Below are 17151 nucleotides of genomic sequence, written 5' to 3' on the forward strand. Positions count from 1 at the left end.
ACCAGTACCGGAATGAGTGAAACCGATTCTGTCCCTTCGGAGCTCGATCTTGCGAGAGCGGAGTTTCAGCGGGAGTTGTTGGCAGGCGGCCTCCTGATCAAGACTGATGTGGACGGCCTGTACGGGCGCTCCGGGGTCTTCGAGGACATCATCGACGGCATCGACCGTGTGGTGGTGGCCGCAGGTCCCGGATCGTCGGCGACACGCTTGCGCTTTCCACCCGTGTTTCCGCGGACCAGTTTCGAACGTACCGATTACATCGCGTCGTTCCCCAACCTGACCGGTGCGATCAATACCTTCACCGGTAGCAATTTCGATCACGCACAGTTGCTCGCCGATCGTGCAAGTGGTGAATCGTGGGATCGTTATCTCGAGCCGACCGAGACGATGCTGGTGTCGGCAGCCTGCCATCCGGCCTATGCCCAGTACTCGGGCGTGCTGCCCAAGGGCGGAGTGCTGCTTGATATCTACGGTTTCTGCTTCCGTCACGAACCCGCGATCGACCCGGCACGTATGCAGGCGTTTCGGATGCACGAGTTCGTCACCATCGGCGATGCCCACGCGGCGGCCGCTCACCGTGAAACCTGGATCCGACGGGGCCTCGAGGTCCTCGACGGACTCGGTCTCGAGGCCACGCCGGTCATTGCAAACGATCCCTTCTTCGGGCGGGCCGGCCGTATGTTGGCTGTAAACCAACGCGAAGAAAACCTGAAGACGGAGTTGGTCGTTCGGTTGTACGGTGACCACGACGAGGGCACTGCGATCGTCTCGTCCAACAATCACCTCGACCACTTCGGTCAGACGTTCGGTATTAAGACTTCCGACGGCGATGTTGCGCACAGTTCGTGTGTCGGATTCGGAATGGAACGTATTGCTTTGGCGCTCTTACGGACACATGGTTTGAATGTCTCAGGCTGGCCGGTAGAAATTCGCGGACGTATGGGTTTGTGATGGCGCGCCTCCTGGATGTTGTCCCCGACGGGTACTCCCCGCACGCCATTCACCGCGATGATCGGGTGTGGGCGCAGACCAACTGCTACCTCGACTTGTGGATCGAAGTTCTGCATTCGCTCGGACTCGACCCCGTGCCGGCGTTGGCCTGTGCTTTTTCGTCGAGGTTCGACGGTACGCAGTGGACTTTTCTGAAGCTCAAAGCCGAAGACATTGTGGCGCTGTACGGAATCGACGTTGCGGAGATGAATGTCTGGCGAGCTCCGCTGGTGCATGTCGAGGACAATCTCGAGGTGGGAATGTTGTCGACTGTGGAGGTCGACGGTTATTGGCTCCCCGACACGTTGGGGACGAGTTACCATGAGGCGCATGCCAAGACCACGATTGTTCCTAATCGGATCGATCGGGTAGCGGGCGAGCTCGAGTACTTCCACAACAGTGGATACCATGTTTTGCGGGGTGAAGATTTCTCCGGCGTTTTCGACCTCGATCGTTCGAGTTTGCCGTCGTTTGTTCCTTACGTCGAACAGATTCGACTCTCGCCAGGTTATGCAATGAATACCGGGAACGTCGGGGAAGTTGCACGTCGAAACGTTGCAGCCCGCCCGCCGGGAAATCCGGTGCGCGAGTTGGGCCGACGAGTGGTCGAGGATTCCGAGTGGGTCCAGGCGGCCGGTATGGATGCGTTTCATCTCTGGTCCTTCGGTTTGTTGCGTCAATGCGGTGCCAGCGCTGAACTTGCGGGCGATGTCAGCGAGTTTCTCGACACGGCAGGGTTTTCCGGAACTATTGAGGCTGCCGCAGGCTTCCGTAAGGTTGCTGCGGGAGCGAAGAGTGTTCAATTCCAAATGGCGCGTGCGGCGAGGGGACGCGCCGTGGACCCACGTGATCAACTCGACGAGATGGCAGTGTCCTGGAAGAATTCCATGGACATCATCACGTCCATCGTCGGAGTTGAGTCGCAGCGACACCTCAGGCTGGTGTGATGGCACGCTACTCTCGAGCAGATTTGCTTGACGGAGCAGATTGGCGTTGTATCGCAACAGATCCCGGGGTGATGTCGAATCCGACCGAGCTGGGCTCGATCACCGGGGAGTGGCACCGGGCGACGGTACCGGGAACGGTGGCGGGAGCGATTCGCGAATCGGACGGACCCGGGTCCGTTGACGTCACGATGCTCGACACTATGGACTGGTGGTTCGTTACTCGGGTGGCCACGACCGGTGAGGGGTCGTGGCTGCTCCACTTCGACGGACTGACGGCGTTTGCCGATGTCTGGGTAGACAACACGTTGACCATCTCGTCGGAATCGATGTTCGTTCCCGGTGAAGCGATCGTGACCCGTGATACGACGAGCGGGCGTGAGATCACGATCGCTATTCGCTTTCATTCTCTGGCAGCGATATTGAGTTCGCGTCGGCCGCGCGGCCGGTGGCGTTCGTCGTTGGTCCGCGATCAAGGGCTGAGGTGGATACGCACGACCCTGCTGGGGCGAGCGGCAGTGTTTTCCGGAGTTCCCGTTCCGGTGGGTCCGTGGCGAGGCATCCGGTTACTGGATACCCACAAGATTGGTGTTGTTTCTCGGTCGCTGGATGCCGGCGTCGACGGCGGCACAGGTCGGGTCGAGATCACGGCGCGGCTCACTGGTGTGCCGAGCGCCCTCGCGGCCGTCGCCGTCGCTGTCGGTACAGTGCGAGGCTCGCTCACCGTGAAACCTGGCAGAGATGGGTTGACCGAGGTCACCGGTGTCGTCGAGATTCCCGAGGTGGATCTCTGGTGGCCGCACACCCATGGCGCTCCGCACCGGTACCCGGTGTCGATCGAGGTCGGTGGAAAGGTGTTCGAGCTGGGAAACGTCGGTTTTCGCAGCCTCGAGGTTGATCGGAGCGGTGGCGGATTTCGCCTGTCGGTCAACGGCATTGACGTGTACTGCCGGGGATCGGTCTGGACGCCTACCGATCCGATCTCCTTCCAGTCCGAGACCATGACAACTCAGGTGCTCGAACGGTGCGCCGGCGCCGGTGTGAACATGCTGCGGGTTCCGGGAACCATGGTCTACGAGAGCGATCATTTCTGGAACGAGTGCGCACGGCTGGGCATTCTCGTCTGGCAGGACGCGATGCTCGCGACACTCGATCCGCCGGACACCGCAGAGTTCTTTGCACTGTTCTCGGCTGAGATACGTACGTTTTTCGGGCGCGTCGGTGGCAATCCGGCCCTCGCGGTCTTCTGTGGTGGAAGCGAAACCGAGCAGCAACCGGCCATGCTCGGTTTGGTTGATCAGCAGATCTCGGTCATTCACTCTCAGCTGCCGTCGTTGATTGCAGACCTATCACCCCACGTCGAATACGTGACGTCGTCGCCGTCCGCTCCGCCCGAGTGCGAGGAGTTGGTTACCCACGTCGGTAGCGGTATCGCGCACTACTTCGGAGTGGGTGCGTACCGTCGTCCGCTCGATGACGTGACGCGCGCACGAGTGCGATTCGCCGCTGAGTGCTTGGCCTTTGCGATTCCGCCTTCCAACAACGTCATCGAATCCGCATTCGGATCCGTGTCGGCGGCGGGGCATCATCCGGCGTGGAAAGCTGCAGTACCGCGAGACCACGGGTCGTCGTGGGATTTCGAAGACGTTCGCGATCACTACGTCAAGACGCTGTTCGGCGAGGATCCGAGCGAGGTGCGCTGGTCCGATCCGGAACGTTATCTCGACCTGGGCCGGGCAGCGATCTGTGAAGCGTTCGGGGCAGTTCTCGGCCACTGGCGCCGAGCAGATTCCGGATGCGACGGTGCCCTCACCTTGGCACTGATGGATCTCGAACCGGGGCCGGGATGGGGAGTCCTCGACTGGCAAGGCGCCCCCAAAGCGCCCTGGTATGTGCTTGGGCGCTACTCGAAACCACTGGCTCTCATCGTTACAGACGACGGAATGGACGGGCTTCGTCTCGACGTGCTGAACGAGACTGCGCAGCCGGTCGTCGGCGAAATCCGCATCCGGGCGCACAGCCGGTCCGGGATCGTTCCGGTGAATGCCGTCGCCCCGGTCAAGATCGAGGCGCACGGAAGCCAGAGCCTGTCCGTCGACGCCGTGGTGGGACGATTCACCGATCTCACACATGTTTTCAAGTTCGGCCCGCCCAACTACGATGCCGTCACGGTCACCCTCGAGAACGACGAGGGGACGGTGCTCGAGGAGGTGGTACACCTGTTGGGGAGTGCTGCCCGGCCTCTCGAACGTTCGTTGGGTTTGTCGGCAATCGCACGCTCGGTCGGCGAGGACGAGTGGGTTGTCGACGTCACGTCCGAAGGTACGGCGCAGTACGTTTCGCTGGACCTGCAAGGCTTTGAGCCGGAGGATTCCTGGTTCCATCTGGCACCCGGAGGCTCGCGGACAGTGAGGTTGCGCCGCGTTGGTCAAGCGAAGATGGTGATCGGTCGGGTGCGGGCGCTCAACTCACAGGCAAGCGTGGCGGTCGCGCCGCTGACGGTGGCCGAACATCTTCGAGTATCGACACCGAAGCGGGTTCCGCGTAGATAGGGCGCGCTCGCGGATAGAATCAACTCGGCGTCACTCACTCTTGGAGCGGGGACGCCCGGGTTGTTCGTCCGCAGCTCGTCGTCACCGCTGAGGAGCGCATTCGTTGACTGCCCTGCCGCCCGCTGCCCAGACTTTGCTTGCCGGACTTGCCGAGGCCGCACTCGCGGACACTGCATTTACTGCGGTGACCGAGGCGATCGGTAGCGCCAGACTCGATATCGTTGCGCCCAAGCCGGCGAGGCCGTTCATCGCGGCTGCGCTCGCAGCGCACAATCCGGTGCTACTGGTTACTGCGACGGGTCGTGAGGCCGACGATCTGACTGAGGAACTCACCGAGATGATCGGGGGTTCCGTCGCGCAGTTCCCGTCTTGGGAAACGTTGCCGCACGAGCGGTTGTCACCGAGCGCCGATACCGTCGGGCGACGCATCGAGGTGCTGCGTCGGCTCGCACGTCCGGACGACGCGTCGTACGGCGCTCCATTGCGCGTTGTGGTGACGACGGTGCGCTCGCTGGTTCAGCCGATGGCACCCGGGTTGGGGGAGATCGAGCCGATCACTCTGCGCGCCGGCACCGAGATCGACTTCGAATCCGTGCTGGTCCGACTCGTGGAGATGGCGTATACACGCGTCGATATGGTGGGTAAACGTGGTGAGTTTGCGGTACGCGGAGGCATTCTGGATCTCTTCTCACCGACCGCCGATCATCCCGTTCGAGTTGAATTCTGGGGTGACGAGGTCTCAGAACTGAGGTATTTCTCCGTAGCCGACCAGCGGTCACTGCCTGATATCGACGTCGACGTCGTGATCGCGCCACCGTGTCGGGAATTGCTGTTGACACAGGACGTCCGGGATCGGGCAGCGAAGATCGCAGCCGAGAACCAAGCCGACGCGTCGCTCGTGGAAATGCTGGACAAGATCTCGGCAGGCATTGCAGTCGAAGGTATGGAAGCTTTGCTGCCGGTGTTGAAACCCGGTGAACTGCAACTACTTTCCGATATTCTTCCGGGTGGAACCCATATCGTCGTGTGCGATCCGGAGAAGGTGCGCACGCGTGCAACGGATTTGGTTCGAACCGGACAGGAGTTCCTGGAAGCGTCGTGGACTGCGGCATCGATCGGTGGTGCGGCGCCGCTCGATACTTCCATTCTGGCCGGCGAGTCCGGTCTCGGCGCTTCCGCCTACCGATCGTTGCGTCAGGTACGCGAGTCCGCGGAAGCCGGTGGGCGTCCGTGGTGGACCATCAGCCCGCTGGCGTCGGGTAACGGCGAAGAACTGGAACTTCCGATTCAGGCGGCCCCACAGATACGTGGATCCGACGACCTCCTGGCCGAGCTTTTTGTCAGTCTCCGCGCCCATGTGAGCACCGGTGGACGTGCTGCCGTCGTCGTTGCCGGAGCCGGTACCGCAAAGCGCATCTACGAGCGACTCGGCGAGGCTGAGGTTCCGGCCACGATGCTCGAACCCGGCGCAGTTCCGGCGCGTGGTCAGGTTTCGGTGCTGCGCGGATCGTTGCACGACGGTCTGGTTCTACACGGCGGTAGCAGTGTGCCCGGGCGGGGCGAGGTGCCGGGAATGGTCGTCGTCACCGAAGCCGACCTCACCGGCAATCGGGTTGCTGCAGTCGGTGACGGTAAACGGCTTCCGGCCAAGCGTCGTAACCAGGTGGATCCGCTCGCGCTTGCCGCCGGCGACATGGTTGTTCACGATCAGCACGGTATCGGGCGGTTCGTGGAGATGGTGGAGCGCACCATCGGCGGCGCGCGACGCGAGTACCTGGTCATCGAATACTCGGCCAGCAAGCGTGGGCAACCCGGCGACCGACTCTTCGTGCCGATGGAGTCGCTGGATCAACTTTCCCGCTATGTCGGTGGCGAGATGCCGGCGCTCAGCAAACTCGGTGGATCCGACTGGACCAATACAAAAACTAAGGCACGCAAGGCAGTTCGCGAGATCGCCGGCGAGCTCGTGCAGCTCTATGCTGCGCGTCAGGCAGCCCCCGGGCACGCCTTCGGTCCGGATACACCGTGGCAGAAGGAACTCGAGGACGCGTTTGCCTTCACCGAGACTGTCGACCAGTTGACGGTAATCAGTGAAGTCAAGGGCGACATGGAAAAACCTGTCCCGATGGACCGCGTTGTCATCGGCGACGTCGGATACGGCAAGACGGAGATCGCAGTCCGCGCAGCGTTCAAGGCCGTTCAGGACGGCAAGCAGGTTGCGGTTCTCGTACCGACGACTCTGCTTGCGCAGCAGCACCTTCAGACCTTCACCGAGCGGATGGCATCGTTTCCGGTCAAGGTTCGTGGGCTCTCACGCTTCACCGACGCGCGAGATTCCAAGGAGATCATCGCCGGGATGGCCGAGGGCGAGGTCGACATCGTCATCGGAACACATCGTTTGTTGCAGACTGCCGTCCGCTGGAAGGACCTCGGTCTGGTCATCGTCGATGAGGAGCAACGGTTCGGCGTCGAACACAAGGAACACATCAAGGCGCTGCGTACCCACGTCGACGTACTGACGATGTCGGCCACCCCGATCCCTCGTACGCTGGAAATGAGCATGGCGGGCATCCGGGAGATGTCGACAATTCTCACGCCTCCCGAAGAACGGCATCCGATCCTGACCTACGTCGGTGCCTATGCGGACAAGCAAGTTGCCGCGGCAATTCGTCGTGAGCTTCTGCGTGACGGTCAGATCTTCTATGTGCACAACCGAGTGAGCTCGATCGGCAAGGCAGCCAAGAAGATTCGTGAACTCGTTCCGGAGGCTCGTGTCGTGGTCGCGCACGGACAGATGAACGAGGACACTCTCGAGAAGACTGTTCAAGGATTCTGGGAGAGAGACTACGACGTCCTGGTTTGTACCACCATCATCGAGACCGGTCTCGATATCTCCAATGCGAACACGCTGATCGTCGAGCGCGCCGATTCGCTCGGACTCTCGCAGCTCCACCAGCTGCGAGGCCGGGTGGGGCGTAGCCGTGAACGCGGATACGCGTACTTCCTGTATCCGCCCGAAAAGCCTTTGACCGAAACGGCCTACGACCGCCTGGCCACCATTTCGCAGAACTCCGATCTCGGTGCCGGCATGGCTGTCGCCATGAAGGACCTCGAAATCCGCGGCGCCGGCAACGTTCTCGGTGCCGAGCAGTCCGGTCACGTTGCCGGCGTCGGTTTCGACCTCTACGTGCGGTTGGTCGGCGAAGCAGTCGAGGCGTATCGGGCAGCTGCAGACGGACGCCCCATCACCACCGACGATGCGCCCAAGGAAGTCCGCATCGACCTTCCCGTCGATGCGCATATTCCGCCGGATTACGTCACCAGTGATCGGCTCAGGCTCGAGGGCTACCGGAAGATTGCTGCCGCAACGGATTCCGACGGCATCGCCGGGGTGGTCGAGGAACTCGTCGACCGTTACGGACCGATACCGGAAGAAGTCCGACGTCTTGTGTCTGTGGCGAAGCTGCGGCTACTGGCTCGTGAGTACCAGCTCGAAGAGATCGCGGTCACGGGTACACAGATCAAGGTTGCGCCGATGGCGTTGCCGGATTCCAAGCAGATCAGGCTCAAACGGATCTATCCGAGCGCGCAGTACCGGGCTACCACGGGTTTGGTGCAGTTGCCGATGCCGCGAACCGGTGGTGTCGGTTCCGATCGTCTGCGCGACGTGGAACTGTTGCAGTACATCGCGGACTTCATCCTGGCCATCGATGGTCGGGCAGCCGGCGCTGTTGTCATGGAGGCTTGAGCGCACGTGACCGATGTTTCTACTGTCGTTCTGCTCGATCCATTGCGGCCGGATGTTGTTCCGATCGAAGCGGTTTCGTTCTTGGCTGGGCCCGTCCGGATCGACGACACGGTGCCGGAACCGGTTCGGATAGCACTACCTGATTCCACTGCCGGTGCTGCGGTGATCGTAATGATGGACGGCGACGGACCTCGGATTGCAGCCTTGGCGGCGTCGGGTGCTCGGATAGTGCGTGCAGCGCCGGTTCACGGAGACAGATTGGTGGAAGCGGCTTCCATTATGGACCGGTTGTGGAAGCGCGGCGGGTGGGAAGCTACGCAGACCCACGAGAGTCTCTCGGTCTATCTCGTGGAGGAGACGTACGAGGTGCTCGACGCCATCCTCAGCGGCGACGAGACGGACCTTCGGGAGGAACTCGGTGACCTTCTGCTTCAGGTGCTGTTCCATTCGCGTATCGCGCAAGCACATGGTGTCTTCGAGTTAGACGACGTCGCCGGCGCGCTGATCGACAAGTTGGTTCACCGCAGTCCGCATTTGATGAGTTCCGGTGTGGTGGACATTGCTGAGCAGGAGTTGGCGTGGGAGCGACTCAAGGATGCGGAGAAGGCCCGTGCGTCGTCGATGGACGGCATCGCCAAGTCGCAACCGCCGAGACTTCTGGCGGAGAAGGTGATGCTTCGGGCGGCTCGAGCGGGAGTGACGGAGATCATTGCCGAAGCGGGGCTCGAAGGCTTGGTCGAGCGGTGCCGAGAAGCCGATACAGCGCTGGCAGATGCCCTCGACCTGCTGATCGCCGAAGTCCGCAACTGGGAGACGCAACAGTCTCGTACGTAGCAGGTTTTGTGCCGTACGTCCGTGATTCCTGGTAATTAGTTGGCAATCTCTCGGTTACTCGGCGCTCTCGAGTGCACTGCAAACAAACCTGAGGTATGTTTGCGTACGGGAAGAGCGTAATGAGGTCGAATTTTGCAGGAATTGGCCCCTGGTCAGCAGTTTGACGAAGGGGTTGGTGGGGGAATTTTACTAGCGTCAGTCGACGCCAGGCACGGCAACCGGCGGGGTGTTGCCGTTCCTGGATCCCACAGTTGGTTAATGATCAGCGATTTCTGGAGAAAGGCCCGATACGGCCCGCGACTCAACCCGCGACACCAATCGATGACAAGAAAGACTGATGACCAATGAGCGTTCATGCTGAGGTGGGGATCCAGCCGACGGCACTGCGGAATTCGGCTGATCTGAGTCGAGACTGGCGGCGTGCGTATCGGCGCAGAATTGCGATCACCGACTCTGTCACCGTAATTTTTGTGATTGCGCTCGCGCAGTTCGGCAGTGTTTGGCCCCATCCTTTCGAGTGGCTGACTCCGCTCAAGGTTGTTGCATCCGTTTTGCTCGGTGCGCTGTGGATGATCACGCTTTCGCGGGGTCGTAGTCGCCACCAAGCGATGTTGGGAGAAGGTGGCGACGAATACGAGCGTGTTCTGATGGCGACAGGTCAGGTATTCGGGCTTGGCGCACTAATCGGTATCGTTCTCGGCGTCGAAATTGCGCGAAGTTACCTCATGATCGCACTGCCTCTCGGCTTGGGTGCCTTGCTTCTCGGCCGGTACCTTTGGCGTCGGGATATTCGAAACAAGCGGGCGTCCGGGCAATGCCGCAACGCGGTTCTGCTGGTCGGTGGGCATGCCTCTGTTGTTGCCACTACGCGTTCATTTGCGCGAGCAGCGTCGGCAGGATACGACGTCGTGGGTACCTGCATTCCGCGCCGCGCAACTGTGCTCGATGATCACATCATGGTCGACGGTGTACATGTTCCGGTGTTAGGCAACGAATTTGAAGTGATCGAGGCCATGCGGGCGTGCAACGCAGACACAGTCATCGTGACTGGCACCGAGGATCTCGGCCAGGTCGGAATCCGCAAACTGATGTGGGATCTGGAAGCAGAAGGTGTGGATCTCGTTGTTTCGCCGGTCATGGCGGATGTTTCCAAGGCCCGACTGATGTTTAGGCCCGTAGCCGGGCTGCCGCTCATTCACGTCGAGCGGCCACGTTACGAAGGCGCAAACCGTTGGGCACCAGCAATTTTCGACACCATATTCTCGGTTTTGATGATCCTGCTTGTAGCGCCCGTCATGATTGCAGCGGCAGTCGCCGTCAAGTTCACATCGAAAGGCTCGGTTTTCTACAAGGCAGAGCGCATCGGGCTGAACGGGAAACCGTTTCCCATGTACAAGTTTCGGACGATGGTCGCCGGTGCCGATCAGCAGGTTGTCGATCTGATGGGCGACAACGAGGGTGCGGGCGGTGTGCTCTTCAAGATGCGCGAAGATCCGCGTATCACACCGATCGGCAAGATTCTCCGCCGGTTGAGCATCGACGAACTCCCACAGTTCTTCAATGTTGTTCGCGGCGAAATGAGCGTAGTGGGTCCGCGTCCACCACTTCGACGTGAAGTCGAGATGTACGACGACGAGGTGTCTCGCCGTTTGTTCGTGAAACCCGGTATTACCGGACTGTGGCAGGTCAGCGGCCGTAGTGATCTCTCGTGGGAAGAATCGGTTCGTCTGGATTCCTCGTACGTCGAGAACTGGTCAGCGGCACAAGATCTTTCGATCATCGCACGTACGGTGTCAGCAGTGGTTCGCAGTGATGGAGCCTACTGAACCGGTTGGGTTCAATCCTGCAGTTGTCGATAGTCTCGCGTGACTTGTATTGAAGGAGCAGATTATCGGCGGATGGCAGATGCCGCGCACCGGGTCCGGTCTCGCTGGACTACGGGATGCATACGGGCAAAACATGTCTGGACTCATTCCTGCGACGGGCATTCACATCGTCGACGACGGGTGGTGGCTCGCGCTTACCGGCGTGCCTGATCCGAGTTACAACCTTGCGTTGATCCATGGGAGCGACGTACGCAAGAATACGTCGGATGTCATCGAGCGTATTCTTGCCGAAAAACATCGCTCTGTGATCATGCTCGCCGGCTTAGGTCTGGGTGCAGGAACGGTCTTGTCGGATGCAGGCTGGGTCTGTGTCGGATCGAGTTCCCTACGGATGCTGCCGAATTCACCGTCGGAATTAGATCCGCAAGTCAAGGTTCTGGACGAGGAAGAACTGGGTGCCGCACGCGGGCTGGTCGGGGAAATCTTCAATGTGGATCCCGCATCCGCTGCGCTTGTATACACAGCGTCGAGTAGTGAAGGGCATTCTCGGAGATCGGTTATCGGATTGGTCGAAGACGGAGCCCTGCAAGCGGCAGCGATGTTGTCCTTCGGGCACCCGATCAGTACCGGTTGGGCAGGTGGTACTCGCCCAACGAGTCAGCGGCGAGGGCACGGTATGCGCGTCTTGCAGCAAGCGAGTGCAATTGCGTTCGCGGAGGTAGGCGAGGGCTCTTTGTGTTTCCTCGCGAGCGACGCAAGCAACCGCTTGTACGACGTGGCCGGCGCCGAGATCGTCGAGTACTGGCAGATGTGGTCCAGACCTCGATGGCTGTTGGGCAGCTGACACTGGCCACTCCTACGTGCTGGAGCCTTCGCTCAGCAGTCTTCGAAGATGGATAAGTCGAGTTTGCCAGTCCTGCAGATAGCTTTGAAGACTACGTTGATTCGAGGCTGCTGGAGCGGTGAGAGAAGATATCGCTTTGCAAGGCCCGCACTTTGGTGTTACTTTTTACTCGATTGAACGCAATCTATTAATTGTCCGTTTTGTGGCGAGGTGGCTGGGGGTTTCATGGTTAGGTTCATTTCTTCAGGGGTTCGAGTCTTCACCGCATTGGTGGCAGTTGCGGTTCTAGTAGCAATCAATTTGACGGGTTCATTTGAGGATCCCGGTAAGATTGACAGGATCGCCATGATGTCGGAATCCGATACCAACTTTTTGCCTTTTGATGCACCATCCCAGGCGTCGGTGAATTCCAAACGAGTGTTTGCGCACTATTTTCCGCCGTATCCTATTTCTCTTGACAACGAGAATTCGAATTCGGACATTTATTCTCGGGAATATTTGTCGGCGGATGGGGAAGGCGGCGTTCACTCTACCTACGGCGGGTTTCTGAGAGACCGACCTCTGCCGCGTGCTACGATCACTGATCCTGAATGGCGAATGCGAGATTTGGAAAACGAAGTTCTCCAAGCGACTTCCGCCGGAATCAACGGTTTCTCTGTCGATATAATGGCGCGCTCCAATGATTCCTCCTGGTGGGGGAGTGGCGTCCCGCTTGCATTGATGCAAGCGGCGATAAATGTGAATCCGAACTTTAAGGTCATGCTGATGCCGGACATGAGCGCAGATTTTCAATCTATGACACCGGCGGAACTCGCCGCTGAAATGTCGGTCTATGTCGATCTCGCTTCCACCTACCGATTAGATGATGGGCGTCTGGTTATTTCTCCCTTCGGGGCAGACCTGATGAGTCCGAGTTGGTGGTCGCAATTTTTGAATATCATGCAGTCAACCTACGGAGAGACGGTTGCGTTTGTCCCGCTTTTTCTTGATGCGGCGAGTAATATAGACGCTTTCGCATCTATCAGTTATGGAATGTCGAACTGGGGAGAGCGAAATCCAAACGCGAACTCGCTATTGCGAACGGATTCCAATGCGCCGTTGGTTTTGGCCAAACGTGTGCATGACCTCGGTAAGATATGGATGCAGCCAGTAAGTTTCCAGGATGCACGTCCGCGGCAGGAAATCTTCGATGAGACGATCAATACTCTGAATCTACGCAACACATGGGATATTGCCATGGAGTCTGATAGTGAATGGGTCCAATTGGTGACATGGAATGACTACAGCGAAGGGACCTCGTTTGCGCCTAGTGTTGAACACGGATATGCACTTTTAGACCTGAATTCCTTCATGATCGCTACCTTTAGGCTAGGTGTGCGTCCTCAGATTGTGCGCGACACTCTCTTCGTGACATATCGAAATCAGCCAACCTGGTCAAATCCGGTGAACCCTTCGAGTGCGCCGATGGAAATCCGCGACTATTCACCTGCGGCAGATAACACTGTTGAAGTCTTAACCTTTCTGACCGAGCCAGCGGACTTGACAATTAAGGTTGGTGAGACGACGACGACTTGCCATGTTGCCGCCGGAGTATATCCATGTGTGGCAGGTTTAGGAGCTGGAAACATAAATGTCGTCGCAACACGAGGTGGAGTCGAGGTAGCTCGAGTAGATTCACACGTAACAGTGACAGAAACACCGTACAATCAGAATTTCGACTACCTAATGGATTCCAGCGGACGGTGAATTTTCCAGTCCTTCGATCTTGAGCAGGCAATCCCGACCGGGTAGCCTGGCCTCGATCTTTGATGGTCGGTAACAGGTTCAGATCAGACGCTCTGATTCGGATTTGAACCCGTATTGGGGGTCAGGCATGGCTCGCACCGCAGGTTCGTCTGCGGTGCGACGCCGGTTCCACAGTCCGGGTGGAACTCCCGGGCAGCGGATGCGCTTTCAATGCACCCGTAGACAGCGGGCGCACCTAAGCATTCATGCCGGTTGCCCTCGCAATAGACCCTCGGACGGCCCGTTAATCTGCCGCGGTTGCTGGAAGCTCTTCATACTGACAGTCCAGAAGGTTAAGGACCTTAGGAATGAGCGAGCATCAGCAGTCTTCGAAAATTGTTCGGACGTAACCCGCTGTCTGCCAGATGTAGTTGAAGGTCCACGTCCAAAGCGGTAGTGACTGATGCTGTGCGACTACCTTTATCTCGCCGTCCCAGCAGTTGTCGATGATGTGCCGGGTGCGCGAGACATGAGGAACGAACGTAACGACTATGACTCGTTTCCAGCCTTCGGCTTCGGCGCGACGGCGAATTTCGCGTCCTTCGCCTCTCGTCGTCGACGGGTCAGGCTTGAAGCAGCTGAGTTCGAAGTCGTAGGTGCCCTCGCAGATCGCCTTCATCTTCTTATCGCTACTGCGATAGGGATCGGAGAAGACAATCTGAGGGGCGTAACCCTGTTCTGCCAGTTGGAGTCCGAGTTCCTCTCGACCGTCGTGAGCGCCGCCGAGCACCACGATGGCGTCGGCGAGTTCAGGGTCATCGATCTTCGGGTTGACGTAGACCGGCCAGCCTGCAGCGATGATCGCTGCCAGGCCTGCGGCGATTCCGGCCAACATGGGCAGCCGGCGTCTTGATTTTCGAGATTTGGAGTTCACAGAATTGTTTCTCACTGATTCGGGCCCCGGCGATTCGAACATGCCGGGAACCAGTGCAGCTTTGCTGGCAAGGGATTCGAAATTATCGTCGGCTCTTCGAGACAGTGGGTGGACTCTTCGGGGATTGGTATTCAGATTCGAGTACCGCCCTCACCGCATCCATTCCGAGTTGGCGGCGCGCGATGTCTCGGCCGCGTTCTCCCATGGCCGAAGCTTTGTCTGGATTGTCGAGCAAAAACGATATTGCTGACGAGAGCGCCTCCGTGGAGTCGTCCACAACGATTCCACATCGCCCCTCTTGAATCACTGGAGCGACGCCGCACGTATCCGTCACCACGACGGGAAGTCCGGCCGACATGGCTTCGAGAACTGTCATGGGGAACGGTTCATGCACCGAAGGAAGAACATAGATCGAGGCCTGCCGGTATCGTTCGGTTGATCCGGAGAACGGAAGTGGCCCTTCGTATCGAATGAAGTCGTGATGCCCGGAGTTCTCGATCAGACTGACGACTGCGTCGGCTTCCCCCTCATCGGGGCCGACAAGCGAGAAGCGTGCGCTGAAACCATTGTCCAAGATCATTTTTGCGGCATCGACGAAGACCTGTGGCCGTTTCCGTTCTTGAAGTCGCGCCAGGTACAGAACCTCGGGCCTTTGATCAGAATTGACCGACTTGAACGGAAGGTCGTCCATTTCTGGTATTCCATTTTTCAATTCGACCAAATTGACATCGTGGTCACCGACGACCGACCTCAAGTCGCTGCGCTCTCGATCTGTCAGGTAGAAGATCGTCCGTGCATTCCTCAACACTGGGTTAGTGAGGAGAGCGTCAAGCGGTTTGGCCAAGGCTTTGTCAGTAGGGTCGATCATTCCGTGTGTCTGTGCAAATGTCGGAATTCCATATGACAGTGACAGTTTCGCGGCAGGTAGCGTTACCAGATCGCGCGCCAGATGGACATGAATGACGTCGTAGTCTCGGATGTTCTTATGGAGCCACCACAACATGGCGGGGGCAGCCATACCGGCGTAACCGATTTTCGGAAGCACGGTACGTGCCGGAAACAACTTCAACGGAATGCCTTGTTCGTGCGTTGGCGCTGTCTCATACCCTCGCGAGGCTGCGGCGATGGTCACGTCATGGCCATTGTCCTGCAGGGCTTTCGACTGATTGAGTGCCACACGTAGCGGTCCGCCGTAGGCAGCGTCCGGTGAGAATAGCGTGACAACTTGTAGAATCTTCACCGCGATGCGCCTGCCCGAGGCGCCAACATCGTGGTTCCGTCCGGCACGTCCGCAGTGACGAGTGCGGTTGCACCGATAATCGCTCGGTCTCCGATTGTGACGCCACGCAGTACTGTCGCGCGAGCAGCGATCCATGCGCCGTCGCCGATCACGATGGGTGCGTTGTCGAACTCAAATGTGGGACTCCGGTGATCGTGACTTCCGGTGCACAGCAGTACATCTTGCGAAACAACGCTGTCCGATCCGATGGTGACCGGTTCGAGATTGAGGATCCACGTGCCCTCGCCGATCCACGAATCTGCACCTACCTTCAGCTTCCACGGCCAATGGATGCGGACACGATGTCGGATGAGGACGCCGTCGGCGATATCGGCACCGAACTTTCGTAGCACAGCGATCCGAATGCTGTTCGGACACCACCATTGTGAGAGGACTGAACCGGAGATTGCGAGCCAGGCAATCTGAATGATTCGCCCGCGGCCCTTGTCATACCCGGCTCCGGTGAATCCGGCCAGGGATCTTGAGCTGTTGTTCATAGCCGAACCGAATCGGCACTGTCGCGGAGGTGCTGGCGATACCACTCCACTGTTGACGCGACACCGCTGCGGGTCGAAATCTGCGGGCTCCATCCGGTTGCCGTCAGTGCGGAGGTATCGAGGAGCTTTCGCGGGGCACCGTCAGGCTTAGTGGTATCCCAGAGCATTGTGCCCTCGTAACCACAAGCATCCGCCACGATCTCAGCGATTTCCTTGATGGTCTCGTCTCGGCCGGTGCCAACGTTGATATGTGTTGGGGCATCGTAATTGTCGAGCAGGTGTAGGACCGCGTCAGCCATGTCGTCGACATGCAGGAACTCTCGGCGTGGAGTGCCGGATCCCCAATTGGTGACAGATTCGAGTCCGTCACGCTGCGCCTGATCGAATCGGCGAATCAACGACGGTACGACATGCGAGAGGGTGGCCGAGAAATTGTCACCCGGACCGTAGAGGTTGGTAGGCATCGCCGAGATCCAAGGAAGTCCGTATTGCCGACGGACCGACTGGACGTGAATGATTCCAGCGATCTTGGAGATTGCGTAGGCATCGTTGGTCGGCTCCAGTGGGCCGTTCAGCAACTGGTCTTCCGATATCGGTTGCGTTGCGAGCCTTGGATATATGCATGACGAGCCGAGAAAGATCAGTCGATGGACACCGTGATGCAATGCGGCGTCGAGGACGTTGGTTTGGATCTGCAGATTGTCCGAGATGAAGTCGACTGGATAGGTGTTGTTGGCGACGATTCCACCAACTTTCGCAGCTGCCAGTACTACACACGAAGGTTTGGACTGCTCGAAGAAATCGAACACATCCGAACGGCTTCGGAGATCCAATTCGGAGGATGTTCGCCCGATCAGATTACTGAAGTTGCTCTGTTCCATCCTGCGCCAGACCGCTGATCCTACAAGGCCGCGGTGCCCGGCAATGTAAGTCGGTGCGTTGCGATCCAGGGGTTGCACTGTTTCAGGAGTCGTCATG

12 protein-coding genes are annotated in these 17151 nt (G+C 58.9%); 8 read left to right on the top strand and 4 right to left on the bottom strand.

The window, feature by feature from the left end; all coding sequences use genetic code 11:
* Window positions 1-12: 12 nt before the first annotated feature.
* The 8 genes from MTX36_RS11670 (at window position 13) to MTX36_RS11705 (ending at window position 13484) form a co-directional block, all read left to right on the top strand.
* Window positions 13-951: an amino acid--[acyl-carrier-protein] ligase gene (locus MTX36_RS11670; protein ID WP_243619908.1), complete on the top strand. Its 939-nt coding sequence runs from the start codon at window positions 13-15 to the stop codon at window positions 949-951.
* Entirely contained in the window at window positions 951-1937 is a 987-nt protein-coding gene (locus MTX36_RS11675) for a DUF1839 family protein (RefSeq protein ID WP_243619909.1), read from the top strand. The genes MTX36_RS11670 and MTX36_RS11675 overlap by 1 nt, the downstream gene beginning before the upstream one ends.
* On the top strand, window positions 1937-4486 hold the full coding sequence (locus MTX36_RS11680) for a glycosyl hydrolase (RefSeq protein ID WP_243619910.1): 2550 nt from the start codon (window positions 1937-1939) through the stop codon (window positions 4484-4486). The genes MTX36_RS11675 and MTX36_RS11680 overlap by 1 nt, the downstream gene beginning before the upstream one ends.
* A 103-nt stretch (window positions 4487-4589) precedes the next feature.
* Complete coding sequence (mfd, locus tag MTX36_RS11685) at window positions 4590-8234, top strand: transcription-repair coupling factor (RefSeq protein WP_374230470.1); 3645 nt, start codon at window positions 4590-4592, stop codon at window positions 8232-8234.
* Window positions 8235-8240: 6 nt separating this feature from the next.
* On the top strand, window positions 8241-9068 hold the full coding sequence (locus MTX36_RS11690; RefSeq protein WP_243619911.1) for a MazG family protein: 828 nt from the start codon (window positions 8241-8243) through the stop codon (window positions 9066-9068).
* A 344-nt stretch (window positions 9069-9412) separates the two neighbouring features.
* Window positions 9413-10894, top strand: a complete 1482-nt coding sequence (locus MTX36_RS11695) for a sugar transferase (RefSeq protein ID WP_243619912.1) — start codon at window positions 9413-9415, stop codon at window positions 10892-10894.
* Between the two features lie 133 nt (window positions 10895-11027).
* Window positions 11028-11738, top strand: coding sequence for an N-acetyltransferase (locus tag MTX36_RS11700; RefSeq protein WP_243619913.1), 711 nt, complete (start codon window positions 11028-11030; stop codon window positions 11736-11738).
* A gap of 225 nt (window positions 11739-11963) precedes the next feature.
* A complete protein-coding gene (locus MTX36_RS11705) occupies window positions 11964-13484 on the top strand; it encodes a glycoside hydrolase family 71 protein (protein WP_243619914.1) in 1521 nt (506 codons plus the stop codon).
* 358 nt (window positions 13485-13842) lie between these two features.
* Here the strand turns inward: MTX36_RS11705 and MTX36_RS11710 are convergent, their stop codons facing one another.
* From MTX36_RS11710 to MTX36_RS11725, 4 genes are all read right to left on the bottom strand, one after another.
* On the bottom strand, window positions 13843-14358 hold the full coding sequence (locus tag MTX36_RS11710) for a YdcF family protein (RefSeq protein WP_243619915.1): 516 nt from the start codon (window positions 14356-14358) through the stop codon (window positions 13843-13845).
* Window positions 14359-14479: 121 nt separating this feature from the next.
* Entirely contained in the window at window positions 14480-15637 is a 1158-nt protein-coding gene (locus tag MTX36_RS30250) for a glycosyltransferase (protein ID WP_243619916.1), read from the bottom strand.
* Window positions 15634-16173 carry a DapH/DapD/GlmU-related protein gene (locus MTX36_RS11720; protein ID WP_243619917.1) on the bottom strand — a complete coding sequence of 180 codons (540 nt, stop codon included), beginning with the start codon at window positions 16171-16173 and terminating at the stop codon, window positions 15634-15636. Before MTX36_RS11720 ends, MTX36_RS30250 begins: the two co-directional genes overlap by 4 nt.
* Window positions 16170-17150, bottom strand: a complete 981-nt coding sequence (locus MTX36_RS11725) for a GDP-L-fucose synthase (RefSeq protein ID WP_243619918.1) — start codon at window positions 17148-17150, stop codon at window positions 16170-16172. The genes MTX36_RS11720 and MTX36_RS11725 overlap by 4 nt, the downstream gene beginning before the upstream one ends.
* Window position 17151: the final 1 nt, after the last annotated feature.

This window comes from Rhodococcus sp. ARC_M6 (genome assembly GCF_022810305.1).
GTDB lineage: Bacteria > Actinomycetota > Actinomycetes > Mycobacteriales > Mycobacteriaceae > Rhodococcus_F.